This window comes from Natrinema versiforme JCM 10478 (genome assembly GCF_000337195.1).
In the GTDB taxonomy this organism is placed as follows: Archaea; Halobacteriota; Halobacteria; order Halobacteriales; family Natrialbaceae; genus Natrinema; species Natrinema versiforme.
Genome location: NZ_AOID01000048.1, coordinates 14,894 through 32,197, shown reverse-complemented (window position 1 = coordinate 32,197; position 17,304 = coordinate 14,894). Strand labels below are relative to the sequence as shown.

The window sequence follows — 17,304 nt, the reverse complement described above, 5'->3', positions numbered from 1 at the left end:
AGCGGACAACGGGCGTAAATCACTCGAGCGGAAAATCGAACTGACGGTACTCGAGGGCGAGCAGTCAGTCGCCGCGCTCGGCGACCCTGACAAGTTGCTTGCCGATGTTATCGCCGTCGAACAGCCCGAGGAACGCGTCGGGGGCGTTCTCGAAGCCCTCGACGACGTTCTCGCGGTACTCGACATCGCCGTTCTGGACGAACGTCGAGAGCCGCTCGAGCGCCTCGCCCCATCGGGGCTGGTAGTCGCTGACGAGGAGGCCTTCGACCGTCGCGCGGCTCTCGATGAGTTTCGCGAGCTTTCGCGGCCCGGTCGGCACGTCGGTCTCGTTGTAGAGCGCGATCTGTCCGCAGACCGCGACGCGTGCGTCGACGTTCAGCCGGGGCCAGACGGCGTCCGTGATCGGGCCGCCGACGTTGTCGAAGTAGACGTCGACCCCGTCGGGACAGGCCTCCTCGACCGCGGCCGAGAGGTCGTCGGTCTCCTTGTAGTTGATCGCGGCGTCGAAGCCGAGGTCCTCGGTGAGCCACTCGATCTTCGCCTCGCTGCCGGCGGTGCCGACCACGCGAGCCCCCGAGAGGCGAGCGAGTTGGCCGACAACGGAGCCGACCGCGCCGGCGGCCGCCGAGACGACGACGGTGTCGCCGGGTTTCGGATCGCCGACGTCGTTCAGGCCCCAGTAGGCGGTGACGCCGGGCATCCCGAGGACGCCAAGCGCCGTCGAGATCGGACCGTGATCGGGGTTTACGGGCTGGAGTTCGTTCGCGTCCGCGACCGCGTGTTCCGCCCACAGGAGGTCCCCGGTGACGATGTCGCCCTCGGAGAACCGGCCGCTGTTCGACTCGAGGACTTCGCCGACGACGCTGGCCTGCATGGGATCGCCGACATCCCAGGGTTCGGCGTACGATTCCGCATCGCGCATGCGTCCGCGCATGTACGGATCGACGGACTGGTACAGCGTTTTCACGAGGACCTCACCGGTGTCCGGTTCGGGACGGTCGACGGTCACGAGTTCGAAGTTCTCCATCGTCGGTTCGCCGACGGGGCGACTGGCGAGTTGCCACTGTCTGGTGTCTGCCATACTCGTTCATGGGCCCGCCCACAGGTGAAGATTGGCTTCGCGGAACCCGGGGCCTCGGCACAGCCGTCGTCTCAGCCTCGACGAGTCCGCGGGCTCGAACCTTTTTCTTCACCGTTCGTGTAGGTCGGGTATGGGCTCCGATCGCGACACCCTCGAGCGACTCCTCGCCGGGAACCGTCGCCACGTCGAGTCGCTGCCCGACGGGTACTTCGCGGACGTCCAGACGGGCCAGCACCCGACCGTCGTTGCGGTCTGCTGTTCGGACTCGCGGGTCTCTCACGAGGGGATGTGGGGAATCGATCGGCCGGGCGCGGTCTTTACCCCCAATAACATCGGGAATCAGGTCTGGGACGAGGACGACGGCGATCGGATCATCGACGGCGGCGTCCTCTACCCGATCTACCATACCGGCACCGACGCCGTAGCCGTCGTGGGCCACACCGGTTGCGGGGCTATCACCGCGGCCTACCACGTCGCGATCGGCGCGGAGCCGCCCGGGCCGCGCGGCGTCGACAAGTGGGTCGATATGCTCGTCCCCGTGGTCGAGGAAGCCCTCGAGAGCGATCGCATCGACCGCGATGCCGCCGCCGACACCATCATCAACCAACTCGTCGAGTACAACGTCGGCTATCAGGCCCGCTCGCTGTGTGCCGCCGCGGACGTTCCGGACCGGGTCACTGTCTACGGCTTCGTCTACGACTTTCAGGGCGTCTACGGCGAGCGCCCCGGGCGTACCTATCTCGTCACCGTCGACGGCGAAACTGAGCGCGAGGCGCTCGTCGAACTGGTGCCGGACGGCTACGAAGCGACGATTCGAAGTCTGCTCTATTAGTGTCCCGTGCGGTGCGCTCGGATCCCGAACGAGCGCGGATCAGAATCCCGTTCCGCGACCGCTCCCGTGTCCGTATCGACCGATGGCCGTCACGTTTCGTCGGTAATCCACTTCTGGCCCCACTCGTAGATTTCATCGAACGCCGAAAGGAGTTCTCGACCCTTCGGCGTCAGCGAATAGTAAACGGCGACCGGACTCCCGTCATCGACTCGGCGGTCGACGTATTCTTTCTCCTCCAGATCGTCGAGCACGCGGGACAGCGTCTGCGAGTTCGCGTCCGTCGCGCGCTTGAGTTCGTTGAACCGGAGCTCGCCCTCGCGGAGGACGTGGATAACGGTCATCCGCCACCGGGAACCGACCTCTTCGAGGGTCTTGATTACCGGACAGTCCCCGTACTTCGTCTCGAGAGTAGCGTCCGATGACATCGGTGTGACTTGGTCAGACGAACGTTCGCTGAACTATATTAACGTCACGTCCCATGACCAAGTATGATGGTGTAACCGCGATCGCGGGGACCGTCCCGATATCGCGCGACGGCCATCAGCGAACGCAACTCCCAACATGAACGTACTCCTACTCGGTGCGAGCGGGCGAATCGGACGGCGAACGGCTGCTGAACTCCTCGACCGCGGTCACGAGGTCACCGGCGTCTCCCGGAGCGGAACGGTCGAAGGAATTGATGACGACGACTTCGTCGCCGTTGCCGGAGACGCGACCGACGCGAACGACATCGCGAAGCTCGCGGCGGGTCACGACGCCGTGGTGTCGGCGCTCGGCCCGAGTGACGACGAGTCACCCGAGATCCTCACCGACATGATAGCGGCCGTAATCGACGGGCTGCGCCGCGCAGGCGTCGACCGCCTCGTCTGGACCGGCGGAGCCGGCGGGCTCGAGGTCGGTCCCGACACCTACCTCATCGAGACGGAGGACTTCCCCGAGGAGTGGGAGCCGGTCGCTCGCGCGGCCATCGATGCGTACGATATCCTCAGCGACGCCGACGATCTGCGATGGACGTACGTCGCGCCCGCCGCGCTGATCGAACCCGGCGAGCGAACCGGCGAGTACCGGACCGCCGACCGCGAACTCGTGACCGACGACGAGGGAGACAGCTACATTTCGATGGAGGACTTCGCCGTCGCCCTCGCGGACGAACTCGAGGAGGCAAACGCCGTCCACACCTACCTCGGAACCGGAAACTGACCGCGGTCCGATTTTTCACGCTCTCCAGACGGGCTGACGGGTGCGCGCGCTGTCTTTGCAGTGGCTCCCGTCCCAACCGCTTCGCGAATCACTCGCGGGTTCCTCGGTTGATCCAGCAAAATTCGAGAGTGAGAGGAGCCACGCGGCTATGACTGATCCAATCGTGACGGCGGGAAAACCGATCGCTCCCCGAGAGCGTCGTCAGTCGTCGTCCGCCGGCTGTGCGGGCGGCGTCGCGGGCTCGGACTCTGCCGTCGTCTCGACGTCGAGTTCGGTATCGGCCGCCCACTCGAGCTCGCCCGCGTAGTGGAACGCCTCGTTGTCCTCTTCGGGGTCGACGACGGTCAGGTCGCCGATCCAGCCGTTGTCGAGCAGCGTGCGGACGTCCTCGTGCTCGCGGAGGATCTCGGTCACGCGCTCGACCGGCGCGTGGATCACCGCGGTCAGGCGCAGCGGCTGGTGGAAGGGGCGCTCGTCGTCGATATTGAGCGACTGCAGCGGGAGCCCGGTCATCAGGTCGCCGCCGTTGCCCTGGACGACGCCGACGTTGCCGACCGGGTTCTGAGTGACCTTCGAGCCGCTGCCGTAGGCGGCGTTGTCGACCGTCGCGAAGTAGTACTGGTTGTTGATCCACTGCGTGACCACGAGCGGGCCCGTGACGATCGCCTCGAGGGCGTCGCCGTCCGGATCGACGGACCAGTCGTAGGAGTGGAGGAACGCGCGCCCGTCGAGGTTCCGGTCGGCGGTCAGTTCGCGCGGGCCGATGACGAAGGAGGCGTTGCCGGCCAGTCCCCACTCGGGGCGGGTTTCGGCCCAGTCGGCCGCCTTGCGCTCGACCTCGTCGACGGCTTCCTCGCCGTCGCCGACCGATGCGGTGCGCTCGGCCGCGGCCCCGGCCTGAGCGCGCTCGAGGTCGGCGCGCAGTTGCGCGAGGTCTTCGCGGTGGCTCTCGGGGACGACCGCGTCGAAGAGCGTGATCTCGTCGGTCGTCGTGTTGTGTTCGGCCGCGAGGAAGACGGTGTCGTCGGGGATATCGATCCCGCGCTCGCGGAGGGTCGCCCGGACGTCCGCGTCGTTACAGATCGTCGCGAGAACGCGGGCGTTGGGGCCGCCGGGGTTCCCGGCACAGGCCCCGCAGTCCAGACTCGAGTCGAAGGGGTTGTTCGTCGTCTCGCTGGCGTGGCCCGCGAAGACGACCAGTCGGGCGAACGCCGTCCACCCCATCAGTTCGAAGGCGTTCTGGGCGTACTCGACCTTTTCCTCGTGGCTCAGTCCCTGCGGGAGGTCGTGGCCGGCGTGATCGCGGTCGTCGTACTCCTCGTAGTCGACGGCGGGCGAAGCGACCGCGGGAACGCTCGGGACGCGGTCCTCGAGGGCGGACTCGAGTGTCGCGATCGACGACGGCGACAGGGTCCGCGCGGTCATCGCCGAGCCGTAGGCGCTGCCGGCACCCTCAACGAATGTGAAGGCGGCGACGAGGTTCGATTTGAGGGTCTTGAAGTGGTTGCGGGCCGCCGCGGCGAGCCCGGTCCAGCGGTCGCGATCGGCGACTGCCTCGGCGTCGTCGGGTCGGTCGACGATCCGGTGTTCAGGGTCGACGATCGGCGGACAGGCGTCGGTGTCGGCCGCGGCCTCGTGGCCCCGGTGGCGCATCGGCACGCCGAAAAAGCCCGCGTAGCCGTGGGTCTCGTAGGGGCCTTGGGTCTCGATGTGGCGGCGGATCACCTCAGAGCGGGTATCGATACAGAACACGAGTTGGGCGGCCGGCCGGTCGGCGGCGTCGCCGGACTCGGACACCGAGTCGTCGATCCCCTCGAGGAGCCGTTCGCGGTAGCTCTTCTCCCAGGCGGTCAGCCAGATTTCGGGAAGCGGCACGTCGTCGCCGTCCGCGTCCGGGTCGGCGGTTTCGGAGTCCGCAGCGAGGTCGACCGGCGCATCCAGCAGATCCGTAAGCGCGAGCCGCACTGCGAGGTACTGGACCAGCGTGATCGGGTACGACTCCTGCCACGGGTCGACGTCGTCGTCGATCCGTTGGTTGATGAACCCGCTCCAGCCCGGGAGGGCGGCGAGGTGGGCTTCGAGGATCTCCACCCAGCGCCCTTCGGGGTAGTCGCCGAGTGCCGACTCGAGCGCCCCGATCGCCGTCTCGGGGAGGTCGTCGGCGTCGTCACAGCCCGGGATGTCCCCGTCGTGGGGGGCCACCGTTCGCCACGCCTGATAGAACCCGTCTTCCCGGTTTGGCATCGGCCACTTGGCCTGGCCCTCGTCGAGGAAGGCCGCGAGCCACTTCGAGAGGACTCGATCGACGGCCTCGGTCGCGTCGTCGGCCTCGGCGGCATCGCGTTCCGCTTCGGCCTCGGCCATTTCCTCGAGGAGCGTATCGGGATCGCGGTCGATCCCGTGGGCCGCGAGTTCCGTCCGGAGCGCGTCGGCATCGATCCGGCCCGACTCCCATGCGCGGCGGAAGACCGACGGGTGGGGATACCCCCGCCCGCCGAACAGGTCCTCGGCCTCGGCGACGGCCCGGTGGAACGGCTCGTCCTCAAACCCCGAGAGGGGGTTTGCCGTGACGAACGAGTGCAGCGGCCAGACCGAGCCGATGCGTTCGGCCGCGTGGTCGATGCTCTCCTCGATGCGACGGGCGTCGTCGGCTTCCTTACGCGTCATTGTATTCCTCCGTACTGGTGAGAACGGTCGTCGAGTCCGGTTGCGAGACGTTCAGCAGGGCGACGTAGAGGCGTTCGCTCGAGCGGAGCCACCCCAGTTCCGCCGCGAGGTACGCACCGATAAAGAGGGCGACGACGAGGTAGTGGACCGGCGTCATCTCGGTGGAAACGTGGGTCATCGGGACGCCCGAGAGCATCCTCGAGACGGCGTTGAACGCGACGGCGTAGCCGCCGATCGCGGTCAGGACGATCAGCGGGACGCTGACGAACCGGACCGCCGTCGGCAGGGTCGACCGCTGGAGGATGTCTCGAGCCGCGGTCAGCGTCGTCAGGACCACGACCAGCGTCAGGATGGTGCCGCTGTTCAGCGTCAGGCTCGTCGCCTTTCCGGTGAGGACGCCGAACAGCACGCCGCCGCCGACGGCCGTCAGGAGGCTAACAGCGATCCCCGAGAATCCCAGTTCGGTGTGGGCCGCGTCTTTGGGGGCCGCGCGCTCGACGCTCGCCCCCGACGAGAGGAAGAGATACGCCTTGTAGAAGCCGTGCAGGATGAGATGGGCGATCGCGGCGGCGAAAAAGCCGAGCCCGCACTGGAGTATCATAAAGCCCATCTGGGCGATCGTCGAACTGCCGAGTTTGCGCTTGACGTCCGTCTGGACGAGGATCATCGCCTGTCCGAGCAGGGCGCTGACCGCCCCGACGAGGACGATCGCCGACATCACGACGATCCGATCCCCGATCAGCGGTGCGAACCGCGTCAGCAGGACCCCGCCCGCGTTGACGAACCCGGCGTGCATCAGTGCGGAGGCCGGCGTCGGCGCGGTCATCGACGACAGCAGCCAGCCGTGGAACGGCAGGAGCGCCGACTGGATGATCGCCGCGAGGACGATCCCCGTGGCGGCGACGAGCCCGACCGTCCCCGAGACGCCCTCGAGGCCCCCGAGGACGCCCGTAAGCGTCGTCGCGCCGGTCGCCCAGGCGAGCAGTGCCACGGAGCCGGCGAGTAACGCGGTGCTGGCGAGGAAGTAGCGGCGGGCGATGCGGCCGGCGGCGCGGGCCTGCGGCCAGTCACGAACATGACCGATGAGCCCGGCCATCAGCAGGCCCATTGCCAGCCACGCGACCACGAACAGCGCGACGTGGTTCGCCGCGGTCATCGTCATGACCGCGAGGGTAAAGCCGAAGACGCGGCCGAAGAACCGCTCTATGTCGCGGTCGCCGGCCATGTAGCGCCGCGAGTAGCTGTGGACGATCCCGCTGAAGAACGTGACTACGACCCACATGACCGCGGTCAACCCGTCGACCCGCAGGAGCGTCGAGAGCTCCCAGCCGGCACCGCCCCGGATCGTCAGCGCGAGGACCCCGAGACTGGCGACGAAGAGCGTCCAGACCGTCCAGGTCGAGGCCCGGGGTACGGCCGAACTCGGCGGCGTCGGTTCGGGGCGCGGTGCGATGTCGTCGTCGGTCGTTGCTGTGTCCTCGGTCATGTGTCCTAGCGGCGACCAGCCCGCGATCGGTGTCCGACGTGACGTGTCGTTCGCGGCAACACTTGCTCAACTGGTCGTCTCTACCCCATATATGAACAGAGTGGTTATTATAGCCTTTGGTTCGAACAATTCGTTCGCATATCGCCAAATTCGAACGACATGATATACCATTACACACCCATAGATAGGTTATAGAGCGCCTGTACCAGACGAACAGGAAAAGGAACGGCGTCTCGTACCGTCAACGACGCGGTGCCGGGAGACCGTCGGCCGCGATATCAGCGGGAGGAAAACTCGTCGAACGAGGTCGACTGGTGGCTCCGAACGAGTACCTCGTCCGTGATCGTCAGTCCCATGTCCGCGAGCTGCTGTGCGATCGGGGTCACGTCCCTGTCGTTTTCGACGACGACCGTCACGAGGAGGTTCTGTTCGCCCGTGATCAGTTCCTGGACCGAGACGACCCCCGAAATCTCGAGCAGGTCGTCGATGTACTCCCCGCGCTCGGGGATCGGCGCGGTACAGAACAGCAGCATCCGGATCGGATAGCCGGACTTCGTGTAATCGATGTTCGCGCTGTACCCCTTGATGACTCCTTCCGACTCCAGTCGCTGAATGCGCTTGCGGACCGTACTCGAGGAGGCGTCGGTCCGGTCGGCGATCTCGCTCGAGGAGAGGTTCCGCGCCTCCTCTTGGAGCGCGTAGAGGATCTCCCGGTCGACCGCGTCGAGGTCGTAGTCCGCCATACGCTCCCGTTGGCCGCGGCGGCTATAAGATACTTCGGCTCGCAAGACTTCGAATACTTATACGGGGAGCCGAAAGGGAAAGACATGCGCGAACGCCTCGAGTCGGATATCGCCTTCTACTACGCCGTCGGTGGCTTCATCATCGCGGTGTTCGTCCTCGGAATGGCGGCCTTCGCCGTGTTCAACCCCGGGGGCGTCGGGACCGTCGAACTCGTCGGGCTCTCGGGCGGGTTCTTCCTGTTCATGCTCGTCTATTTCATCGCGATCTCGATCCAGCGGCTGGAAGACGGCGACAGTATTTGAGACGACATCGCCACCTCGAGACCGCCACGAGCGGCCCGGTACCGGGGATAACGCCGAGTCGGAGGCTTTATGACTTTTCGTCGCCTCTCTTGAGAAGCAATGGCGAAAGGAACCGTTGATTTCTTCAACGACACTGGCGGCTACGGATTTATCGAGACTGAGGACGCGGACGACGACGTGTTCTTCCACATGGAAGACATCGGCGGCCCGGACCTGGAAGAAGGACAGGAGCTCGAGTTCGACATCGAGCAGGCCCCCAAGGGCCCGCGCGCAACGAACGTGGAGCGCCTGTAAGGCTGGTGGCAACTGAAACCACTGTACGCCGCTCGCACAACCGTGCGAGCGGGGGAAGCGTTTCAGTTGGGACCATCGATTCGTAACGGTATCGGCACTTGACTGTAGTATTTTACTACCCCCGAGCGGCGGCGCTCCCGATAGCGGCACCAGCCTGTCGTAGCGACGTGACTCGCAGTGTCGACGCCGACCTTTAGTAGCGACGGCGCGTGCAGATCGGTATGACCGAGCCACTGCTTCGCCGCGGCGAGGACCTCGAGTACGAGACCGTCGAGGCGGCCGACGGCCTCGAGAAGGCCGTGTTGCTCAACGACGACCACGGCGCGCCGAATTTCGCGATCAGGCGGTTCGTCCTCGAACCCGGCGCAGACGTCCCGAAACACACGAACGACGTCGAACACGAACAGTACGTCCTCGCGGGCGAGTACACGGTGGGTATCGACGACGAGGAGTACACGGTCGAGCCGGGCGACTCGCTACTGATCCCCGCCGGGACGGTTCACTGGTACCGCAACGAGGGCGAGGAGCCGGGCGCGTTCATCTGTGCGGTCCCAAACGGCGACGACGAAATCGAACTGCTCGAGTGACGCCGTTCGAACGATAGACGGCTGGAAGCGCCCGTTGGGGCAGTCTCGGCGTATCGACGCTACCGCCACGTCGCTCGGTGCCATATCGTCTCGCAACCGCAACTACTATACGCTTTTTAGGTATACCTAAATGACGATGGGAGAAGCGCAGTCGGTCAATGGGCACGGGTCCGCCCGGGAGCGAGAGGGATGGGTCACGGGAACGCTCGTGCTCTTCTGTCTTGGAAGTACGGTCGTTACCGTCGTTGCCGGACTGATACAGGTGAGTTTCGGCGAGTACTCGATGACGTTCGTCGAGGCCTGGAAAGCCGTCTTCAACCCTGCGGTGGTCTTCAACCTCAACGCGTGGTCGGCGTTCCTGTTCGGGGCCGAACTGCCGGAGATGAGCACCGGCAGCATCGTCATCTGGAACCTCCGGCTGCCGCGGGTGTTCGTCGGGATCATCACCGGTGCGACGCTCGCGATCTCCGGCGCGATCTTTCAGGCCGTGACGCGCAACGAACTGGCGAGTCCGTTCGTCCTGGGGGTTAGCTCCGGGGCTGGATTCGCCGTGCTGGCGACGCTCGTCGTCTTCAGCGGTCTCGCACCGTTCCTCCCGCTGATCGCCGCGGCGGGCGGGACGATCGCGTTCGTTATCGTCTACACGATCGCGTGGAAAGGCGGCACGAACCCCGTGCGGCTCGTGCTCGCCGGCGTGATCGTCAACATGGTCTTCCAGTCGCTCCAGCAGGGCCTGTTCTTCTTCGCGGACGATCTGGGCGTCGTCCAGACGGCGATCGCGTGGATCACGGGCTCGCTTACCGGCACCGGCTGGGGAGAGGTCCGAATCGCGGTCCTGCCGGCGGCCGTCGCGATCGTGATCGCACTCGCCGGCGCACGACAGTTGAACGTCCTCATGCTGGGCGAGAGCACCGCGCGATCGCTCGGTATGCGCGTCGAGCGCGTTCGATTCTTCCTCTCTGCCGTCGCCATCTTGGCCGCCAGCGTCGCGATCGCCGTCGCCGGCGTCGTGAGCTTCTTCGGCCTCGTCGTCCCCCACATCGTGCGGAACACGGTGGGCGGGGACTACCGACGACTGATGGTCGGCTGTCTCTTCGCCGGCCCCGCACTGATGGTGACCGCCGACGTGGGCGCGCGGCTCGCACTCGGCGGGACCCAGATGCCGGTCGGCGTCGTCACCGGGCTGATCGGCGGCCCGTATTTCCTCTACCTGATGCGGAAGCAACAATCGATGGGTGAGCTATAATGGCACGCACACAGCAGGACACGAACCGAGAACGGGAGCGAATTACCGACGACAACGGCGTCGCGATCGATAGCGCACTGGTCGGCGACGGCCTCGAGTTGAGCTACCCGACGAGCGAGGAGACGGTCGTCGACTGTGCACGCCTCGACATTCCCGAGGAGGCGGTGACCGCACTCGTCGGCCCGAACGGCAGCGGCAAGAGTACGCTTCTCAAAGCCCTCTCGAATCACCTCACGCCGGATACGGGCTCGGTACAGATCCACGGCGAGGATCTCGACACCTTCGACCAGAAGGAGCTGGCGCGCGAACTGGGCGTTCTCTCCCAGGAGAACGACTCGCTCAGTTCCATTTCGGTTGAAGACCTCGTCTATCACGGCCGCTACCCGCATCGGGGCTTCTTCGACGGCGTCAGCGAAGCGGACCACCAAGCGGTCGAACGCGCGATCGAACTGGCGGGGATCGAGGACCTCCGGGACACCGAACTCGGCCAGCTGAGCGGCGGCCAAAAGCAGTTGGCCTGGATCGCGATGGTGCTGGCACAGGACACCGACGTTCTGTTGCTCGACGAGCCGACCACGTTCCTCGACGTCCACCACCAGTTCCGCGTCCTCGAGACGATCCGGCAACTCAACGAGGAGAAAGGCGTGACCGTCGCCGTCATCCTCCACGATATCTCGCAGGCGGCCCGCTTTGCGGACTATCTGGTCGCGATGCGCGACGGCGAACTCTACGACTGGGGGCCGCCCGAGGAGGTCGTCACAGAGCAGTTGCTCGCCGACGTCTTCGGCGTCGAGGCGACGGTCACGTACGAACCCGAACTGCAGGTGCTGCCCAAGCGAGCGCTGTCGGAGAGTCGGCCGTAGCGCCGTCGCGGTCGGATGCGGAATACTTTTAGTGTTTTAGGCTGACCTAAAAATCATGAGTGACAAACAGCTGTGGACGCGGCGCAACGTGCTTCGAACAGGTGGGAGCGTTGCGGGTCTGAGTGCACTGGCCGGCTGTATCAGCGGTGACGGATCGGACAACGAGGACAACGGCGATGTCGATCCGTACACAGTCTCGATGCAGCCGGTCGGCGATGTTGAGTTCGAATCGATCCCAGAGGCATGGGCCGCCAACAACGGGAGCTGGGCTGATATGGGCGTCGCGCTGGGACAGGAGTCCCCCGAGGCCGTCTATCTCACGCGGCGATATCACACGGCGTATTACGGCGACATCCCCGACGTGAGTGTCAATTCAGACGAGATCGACTCGCTCTGGAGCGACGAGCTGACCCGCGAGGAGTTCATCGAGCTGTCCGACTCCGTGGACCTCTTCGTCATGGACCCGAACTTCCTCAAGGGACGGGCAGACTGGAGCGACGACGACATCGAGCAGGTCGCGAATACCGGCACGCCGTTCTTCGGGAACAGCATCTTCTCGCAGGGCTACGGCTGGCACGAGGACTACGACTACCTGTCGCTGTACGAGGCGTTCGGGAAACTCGCCGAAGTGTTTCAGGAAGAGGACCGATACGAGGCGTTCGATTCGCTGCACGACGAGTTCCAGTCGACCCTCGAGGACGTCGTTCCCTCGGACGATCCGGCGTCGGTCGCCGTCGTGTGGCCACAGGACGGCGACTCGTTCCTCCCCTACGTCATCGAGGACGGGACGAGTTTCAAACACCTGCGGGACCTCGGCGTCGAGGACGCGCTCGCGAACACTGGCGTCAAGGACTTCCACAGCGAACGCGGAGCGATCGATTACGAGACCCTTCTCGACGTCGACCCCGAGAACCTCCTGCTGCGCAGCGAGCGATACCAGCCTCGAGAGGACTTCGAGCAGGAAGTCGTCGAACCGATGAAAAACCACGACGTCGCACAGCAACTCACGGCCGTCCAGAACGATAATGTCTACCGGGCCGGCCCGCTCTATCAGGGGCCGATCATCAACCTCGCCGTCACCCAGCAGTTGGCCGAGCAACTCTACGGCATTGACGAGAACCTGTACGATCCGCAGGCAGTCAGCGACATCGTCAACGGCGACTTCTAACGTCTGATCGGTTCGTTCGCACTCGAGTAGCGATCATCGATCGAGCGGTCGAGTACATTTCTACCGAAAATACCGTCTGGATGCCGAGAAAGCGCCGTCGCGGCTCAGTCGGAGCCGCTACTCGGAGCCGCCGAGTTGGCGTGTTCGCTTTCGTCGTCGTCCTCTTCGTCACCGTCGGTTGCGGGGAAGAAACCGGTGTCACCGTCAGCCGCGCCGACGGAATCGTCGTCATCGCCATCCAGACCGTCGGCCGCAGCGAAGAGATCGCCCTCGGTCTCGTCCGCCACGGGGGCGACCGGGTGGGACGGCTCGCTCGAGACCTCGAACGACGACAGCGCGTCGGAGAGGTCCCGTGCGCGATCGGACAGCGACGTAGCGGTGTTGGACACCTCGGCGAGCGACGAGGTCTGTTCTTCGGCGGCCGCCGCGACCGTCTCCGCCTCGGCGCTGGTCTCCTCGCTGATCGCCGTCACGTCCTCGGTCATGGTCACGACCTCCTGGGTCGCGCCGGCCTGCTGTTGGGTCGCCGCCGAAATCTCCTGTACGCCGTCGTTAGTCTCCTCGGCGAACGACGAAATCTCCTCGAGGGCCGCGACCGAGGACTCGACCGCGCTGCGGTGGTCCGCGATTCGGTCGTCCGTCTCGCGGACGACGGTCGCGACCTGCTCCGTTCGGGTACTGACCCGCTCGAGGCGCTCCTCGATGGTCGTGGCCGCCTCTTGGGTGTCCTCGGCGAGTGACTTGACCTGATCGGCGACCGCGGTGAACTCCGCGTCCCCCGAACTCGAGCGCGCGGCCTCGATGCTCGCGTTGAGCGCGAGCATGTTCGTCTGCTCGGTCACGTCGCCGATGAATTCGAGGAGGTCATCGATCGCCTCGATTTCGTCCTCGAGCCGTGTTACTTCCGCGACGGCCTCGTCGGCCTCGTCCTCGATGGCGTTCATGCCGTCGATCGCACGGCGGGCGGACTCGCGGGCGTCGGCACTCGTGGTGGCGGTCCGCTCTGCGAGGGTCGCGACCTGCGAGGCGGTCGCGGCGATCTGTTCGGTCGTCGTCGAGAGCTCGTCGATCTCGGTGCTGATCGCGGCGAACTGGTCGCTCTGGCGCTCCGCACCGTCGGCGATCTGCTGGATGGACGTGGTCACCTGTTCGGAGGCCGACCGCACCTCGACGACGCCGTCGGCCGTCGAGTCGGCCGTCTCGTCGACTGCGTCGGCGAAGGCCCGCGCCGCGGCCACCGTCGCCTCGATGTCGTCCATCATCCCGTTGAACTCGGCGGCGACCGTCTCCATGGCCTCGCTCTCGGCGTCGGGCTCGAGTCGCCGCGTGAGATCGCCCGCGGCACAGGCCCGCATCGTCTCGCCGTACTCGTCGGCCGTCCGCTCGAGGTGGCGGGAGAACTGCTCGGATTCAGATCGAGCCTGCTCGGCCTCGGCGCGGGCCGTTTCGGCCTCCTCGAGGCGGTCGCGCAGCGACTGTCGCATCCGGTCGATCGACCGGTGGAGATCCCCGAGTTCGTCGTGGCGCTCCGACTCGACCGGCTCGTCGAGTTCGCCGTCCTCGATCGCGGCGGCGCGGGCGGAAAGCGACCGCAACTCGCCGGCGGTGTTCCGGCCGATCGTCAGCCCGAGCACGAGCATGCCGCCGAACGTGACGGCGAGCATCCCGAGGATCCAGTTCGAGATGCTCGACTGGAGCGCGTAGGCCTCCGCGGCGGGGACGCGGGTCGTCAGCGTCCAGCCTTCGTTCCCGACGGCCGCGTAGCCGACGACGGTCTCGCCATTGTCGCCCTCGAGCGAGGTCGTCCCGGCGTCGCCCGCGGTCGCACCCGGCTCGAGGACGTCGTCTTCGAGCAGCAGCGAGTGATCCTCGGCGAGGACGACCGTCCCGTCCTCATCGGCGACGATGACGTCGTCCGTCTCGTCGGTGCCGATCATGTACCGGGACAGCGACTCGAGGCCGACCAACCCGACGACGGCGTGGTCGGACTCGCCCGGGACCGAGCTGACGACGAGCATCGCGGGGCGGCCGTCATCGGTCTCGAACGGCTCGGAGAAGACGACCTGTGAATCGTCGGCCGTCGCGGCCGAGAAGTGTTCGTCGACCGTGGCGCTAACAGTGTCATCGTCGTCGATGATTTCGTTCGCACCGGAATTGGCGTGAACGGCCCCCGTCTCAGTGTCGACGTAGTATGCCCCCTCGAACGCGGTCCGGTCGGTCACCCGGTGTAAGGAGTTGGCGATCGCGACCCTCTCATCGTTGCGAAACGCCGTCGAGCGGGGAAGCGACCCCAGATACCGTTCGGTCGATGTAAACCAGATGTCGAGCCGGTTCGCGTCCTGCTCCGCATCGGTGACGAGTTGCGATTCGACGTCGGACTGGAGTTCGTTGCCGGTGTGTGCGTAGATACTGCCGCCGAACAGCCCCACGATGAGGACGATGACGACGAGCGCAGCGAGAAACCGCAACGCGTAGCTGCGACGAACACCCGGCATTCCCTCCCACGGATTCGGACCCATCGCGTTGGAGATTCGACCACCCGCGTATGTAAGTCGCTAAGAGCGGTATATACCGCTATAGAACACAATTACCGCTCGATACCGATGTGATCGGATATCGAGCCGATCGTCGATCGGTCGGAGAGTCGACGCAGTCCGAACCGCTGAAATACTGCCACGCTCTAGTAGGGATCGTGTCGAAGCAGGTCCAGCAGGTCGAAACGATATTCTGTCACCAAACGGGCGACGACTACCTCGTCGTCGTCGAGCGTGACGGCAAACGGCTGTTCCGCGCGAAACTCGGCCTTTCCGAAACGTCGGCCGGCCCCCGTCCGGCCAAGTTCCGACTGAAGCAAGGCTCGAGCGAAGAGCCGCGCCAGCCCGACGAGTTCGTCGAACTCGCCCGCCGAGCGACGCGGCTCCGCATCTCCGAACAGACCTCCGCCGAGGGGCGACGCGAGCTCCGGGAGATGTTCGCGGGCTACCAGCTCGAGGACAAGGCAAAGACCGTCAGGACCTGTCGCTACTGCGCCTCCGCGGGCCGGTACTCGCCGATCACGACCGAGACCGCCGTCAAGGACGACACCGATTGGATCTGCCGGGACTGCGCTCGACAGGAACTCGAGCGCCAGCTGTCCTTCTCCGGCGGCGGCGCGGTCTCGGGTGCCGCGAAGGACCGACTCGAGGACCTCATGATGGAGGTCCAGGATCTCGAGCGGATCGTCAATCTGCTCAAGGGCCAGCTCGATCCCGATCTGACGAAGTTCGATACCATTTCCGCGACGACCGACGAGGTCGACCCCGTCCGGACCGACTCGCTTTCCCTGCATCCCGGCCTGCAGAACCTCCTCGAGGACCGGTTCGATACCCTGCTGCCGGTCCAGAGTCTCTCCGTCGAGCACGGCCTCTTCGATGGGAACGACCAGTTGGTCGTCTCCGCGACGGCGACCGGGAAGACCCTCGTCGGCGAACTGGCCGGGATCAATCGCGTGTTGAACAACAAGGGGACGATGCTCTTTCTCGTCCCGCTCGTCGCGCTGGCCAACCAGAAGTACGAGGACTTTCAGGACGAGTACGGCCACCTCGTCGATGTCTCCATTCGCGTGGGCGCGAGCCGCGTCGCCGACGAGGGCGAGCGGTTCGACCCCAACGCCGACGTCATCGTCGGCACCTACGAGGGGATCGACCACGCCCTGCGAACCGGCAAGGACATGGGCGACATCGGGACCGTCGTCATCGACGAGGTCCACACGCTCAAGGAGGACGACCGAGGCCACCGGCTCGACGGCCTGATCTCGCGGCTCAAGTACACCTGCGAACAGCGGGCGAAGCACCGAAACGACTACGGCGGCGCACAGTGGGTCTACCTCTCGGCGACCGTCGGCAACCCCAAACAGCTTACCGAAGCGCTCGAGGCGACGCTCATCGAGTTCGAGGAGCGGCCGGTGCCGATCGAGCGTCACGTCACCTTCGCGGACGGCCAGGAGAAGGTCCGCGTCGAGAACAAACTCGTGCGACGCGAGTTCGACAGCGAGTCCTCGAAGGGGTATCGCGGCCAGACGATCATCTTCACCAACTCGCGCCGGCGGTGTCACGAGATTTCGCGCAAACTCGATTACTCGGCCGCGCCCTACCATGCCGGCCTCGACTACAAGCGCCGGAAGGAGGTCGAACGGAAGTTCGGCGAGCAGGAACTGTCCGCGGTCGTCACGACTGCAGCGCTGGCGGCCGGGGTCGACTTCCCCGCCTCGCAGGTGATCTTCGACTCGCTAGCGATGGGGATCGAGTGGCTCTCGGTCCAGGAGTTCCACCAGATGCTCGGCCGCGCGGGCCGGCCCGACTATCACGACAAAGGGACGGTGTACGTCCTCGTCGAGCCGGACACGGCCTACCACAACTCGATGGAGATGACCGAAGACGAGGTCGCCTTCAAGCTACTCAAAGGGGAGATGGAGTCGGTCATGACCCACTACGACGAGGCCGCCGCCGTCGAGGAAACGCTGGCGAACGTCACGGTCGGCGGCAAGGCCGCGAAGGCACTCAACGACCGCATGCTCGGCGAAGTGCCCACGAAACACGCCATCGGGAAACTCCTCGAGTACGACTTCATCGACGGCTTCGAGCCCACGCCGCTGGGACAGGTCGTCACCGAACACTTCTTGGAGCCCGGACAGGCCTTCATGATCCTTGACGCCATCCGAAAGGACGCCCACCCCTACGAGCTCGTCGCGGACCTCGAGCTTCGCGATACCGATTTGTAGGACGGCACAGATCGAATCGGGACGGTTTGGAGACACCGCGTCGCGGCCACAACCGCTTTTACGGACCTGTCGGCG

The 17,304-nt window shown here is 65.6% G+C and carries 15 protein-coding genes; 9 read left to right on the top strand and 6 right to left on the bottom strand.

Annotation, left to right across the window (positions count from 1 at the left end):
• Positions 1-64: 64 nt before the first annotated feature.
• On the bottom strand, positions 65-1,081 hold the full coding sequence (locus C489_RS15495) for an NADP-dependent oxidoreductase (protein ID WP_006432266.1): 1,017 nt from the start codon (positions 1,079-1,081) through the stop codon (positions 65-67).
• Positions 1,082-1,211: 130 nt separating this feature from the next.
• Here C489_RS15495 and C489_RS15490 point away from each other — a divergent pair, with 130 nt between their 5' ends.
• A complete protein-coding gene (locus C489_RS15490; RefSeq protein ID WP_006432265.1) occupies positions 1,212-1,913 on the top strand; it encodes a carbonic anhydrase in 702 nt (233 codons plus the stop codon).
• 89 nt (positions 1,914-2,002) lie between these two features.
• Here C489_RS15490 and C489_RS15485 read toward each other — a convergent pair whose 3' ends face one another.
• Positions 2,003-2,338: a winged helix-turn-helix transcriptional regulator gene (locus C489_RS15485; protein WP_006432264.1), complete on the bottom strand. Its 336-nt coding sequence runs from the start codon at positions 2,336-2,338 to the stop codon at positions 2,003-2,005.
• Between the two features lie 136 nt (positions 2,339-2,474).
• On the opposite strand from C489_RS15485, the gene C489_RS15480 reads away from it, so the two are divergent.
• Entirely contained in the window at positions 2,475-3,113 is a 639-nt protein-coding gene (locus C489_RS15480; protein ID WP_006432263.1) for an NAD(P)-dependent oxidoreductase, read from the top strand.
• Between the two features lie 201 nt (positions 3,114-3,314).
• Here the strand turns inward: C489_RS15480 and C489_RS15475 are convergent, their stop codons facing one another.
• The 3 genes from C489_RS15475 to C489_RS15465 form a co-directional block, all read right to left on the bottom strand.
• Complete coding sequence (locus C489_RS15475; RefSeq protein ID WP_006432262.1) at positions 3,315-5,780, bottom strand: DUF2309 domain-containing protein; 2,466 nt, start codon at positions 5,778-5,780, stop codon at positions 3,315-3,317.
• On the bottom strand, positions 5,770-7,266 hold the full coding sequence (locus C489_RS15470) for a proton-conducting transporter transmembrane domain-containing protein (RefSeq protein WP_006432261.1): 1,497 nt from the start codon (positions 7,264-7,266) through the stop codon (positions 5,770-5,772). Before C489_RS15470 ends, C489_RS15475 begins: the two co-directional genes overlap by 11 nt.
• Positions 7,267-7,544: 278 nt before the next feature.
• Positions 7,545-8,009, bottom strand: a complete 465-nt coding sequence (locus C489_RS15465; RefSeq protein WP_006432260.1) for an Lrp/AsnC family transcriptional regulator — start codon at positions 8,007-8,009, stop codon at positions 7,545-7,547.
• 84 nt (positions 8,010-8,093) lie between these two features.
• Between C489_RS15465 and C489_RS15460 the strand changes: the two genes are divergently transcribed.
• The 6 genes from C489_RS15460 to C489_RS15435 all read left to right on the top strand — a co-directional run bounded on the left by C489_RS15460 (position 8,094) and on the right by C489_RS15435 (position 12,470).
• Positions 8,094-8,312, top strand: a complete 219-nt coding sequence (locus C489_RS15460) for a hypothetical protein (protein WP_006432259.1) — start codon at positions 8,094-8,096, stop codon at positions 8,310-8,312.
• A gap of 99 nt (positions 8,313-8,411) precedes the next feature.
• A complete protein-coding gene (locus tag C489_RS15455; protein WP_005554588.1) occupies positions 8,412-8,606 on the top strand; it encodes a cold-shock protein in 195 nt (64 codons plus the stop codon).
• A gap of 221 nt (positions 8,607-8,827) precedes the next feature.
• Positions 8,828-9,193, top strand: coding sequence for a cupin domain-containing protein (locus tag C489_RS15450; RefSeq protein ID WP_006432258.1), 366 nt, complete (start codon positions 8,828-8,830; stop codon positions 9,191-9,193).
• A 136-nt stretch (positions 9,194-9,329) separates the two neighbouring features.
• A complete protein-coding gene (locus C489_RS15445; RefSeq protein WP_049890950.1) occupies positions 9,330-10,439 on the top strand; it encodes a FecCD family ABC transporter permease in 1,110 nt (369 codons plus the stop codon).
• Positions 10,439-11,302 carry an ABC transporter ATP-binding protein gene (locus tag C489_RS15440; RefSeq protein WP_006432256.1) on the top strand — a complete coding sequence of 288 codons (864 nt, stop codon included), beginning with the start codon at positions 10,439-10,441 and terminating at the stop codon, positions 11,300-11,302. The genes C489_RS15445 and C489_RS15440 overlap by 1 nt, the downstream gene beginning before the upstream one ends.
• 55 nt (positions 11,303-11,357) lie before the next feature.
• Positions 11,358-12,470, top strand: coding sequence for an ABC transporter substrate-binding protein (locus C489_RS15435; RefSeq protein ID WP_006432255.1), 1,113 nt, complete (start codon positions 11,358-11,360; stop codon positions 12,468-12,470).
• A gap of 104 nt (positions 12,471-12,574) precedes the next feature.
• Here the strand turns inward: C489_RS15435 and C489_RS15430 are convergent, their stop codons facing one another.
• Complete coding sequence (locus C489_RS15430; RefSeq protein ID WP_006432254.1) at positions 12,575-14,989, bottom strand: methyl-accepting chemotaxis protein; 2,415 nt, start codon at positions 14,987-14,989, stop codon at positions 12,575-12,577.
• Positions 14,990-15,162: 173 nt separating this feature from the next.
• Between C489_RS15430 and C489_RS15425 the strand changes: the two genes are divergently transcribed.
• Positions 15,163-17,229 (top strand): DEAD/DEAH box helicase, encoded by a 2,067-nt coding sequence (locus tag C489_RS15425; RefSeq protein ID WP_006432253.1) that lies wholly within the window; start codon positions 15,163-15,165, stop codon positions 17,227-17,229.
• Positions 17,230-17,304 lie beyond the last annotated feature (75 nt).

Coding starts and splice junctions, on each gene's coding strand:
- C489_RS15455 (WP_005554588.1), top strand. CDS start 8,412: ATGGCGAAAGGAACCGTTGATTTCTTCAACGACACTGGCGGCTACGGA.
- C489_RS15470 (WP_006432261.1), bottom strand. CDS start 7,266: ATGACCGAGGACACAGCAACGACCGACGACGACATCGCACCGCGCCCC.
- C489_RS15490 (WP_006432265.1), top strand. CDS start 1,212: ATGGGCTCCGATCGCGACACCCTCGAGCGACTCCTCGCCGGGAACCGT.
- C489_RS15485 (WP_006432264.1), bottom strand. CDS start 2,338: ATGTCATCGGACGCTACTCTCGAGACGAAGTACGGGGACTGTCCGGTA.
- C489_RS15430 (WP_006432254.1), bottom strand. CDS start 14,989: ATGGGTCCGAATCCGTGGGAGGGAATGCCGGGTGTTCGTCGCAGCTAC.
- C489_RS15495 (WP_006432266.1), bottom strand. CDS start 1,081: ATGGCAGACACCAGACAGTGGCAACTCGCCAGTCGCCCCGTCGGCGAA.
- C489_RS15440 (WP_006432256.1), top strand. CDS start 10,439: ATGGCACGCACACAGCAGGACACGAACCGAGAACGGGAGCGAATTACC.
- C489_RS15460 (WP_006432259.1), top strand. CDS start 8,094: ATGCGCGAACGCCTCGAGTCGGATATCGCCTTCTACTACGCCGTCGGT.
- C489_RS15475 (WP_006432262.1), bottom strand. CDS start 5,780: ATGACGCGTAAGGAAGCCGACGACGCCCGTCGCATCGAGGAGAGCATC.
- C489_RS15465 (WP_006432260.1), bottom strand. CDS start 8,009: ATGGCGGACTACGACCTCGACGCGGTCGACCGGGAGATCCTCTACGCG.
- C489_RS15450 (WP_006432258.1), top strand. CDS start 8,828: ATGACCGAGCCACTGCTTCGCCGCGGCGAGGACCTCGAGTACGAGACC.
- C489_RS15480 (WP_006432263.1), top strand. CDS start 2,475: ATGAACGTACTCCTACTCGGTGCGAGCGGGCGAATCGGACGGCGAACG.
- C489_RS15435 (WP_006432255.1), top strand. CDS start 11,358: ATGAGTGACAAACAGCTGTGGACGCGGCGCAACGTGCTTCGAACAGGT.
- C489_RS15445 (WP_049890950.1), top strand. CDS start 9,330: ATGGGAGAAGCGCAGTCGGTCAATGGGCACGGGTCCGCCCGGGAGCGA.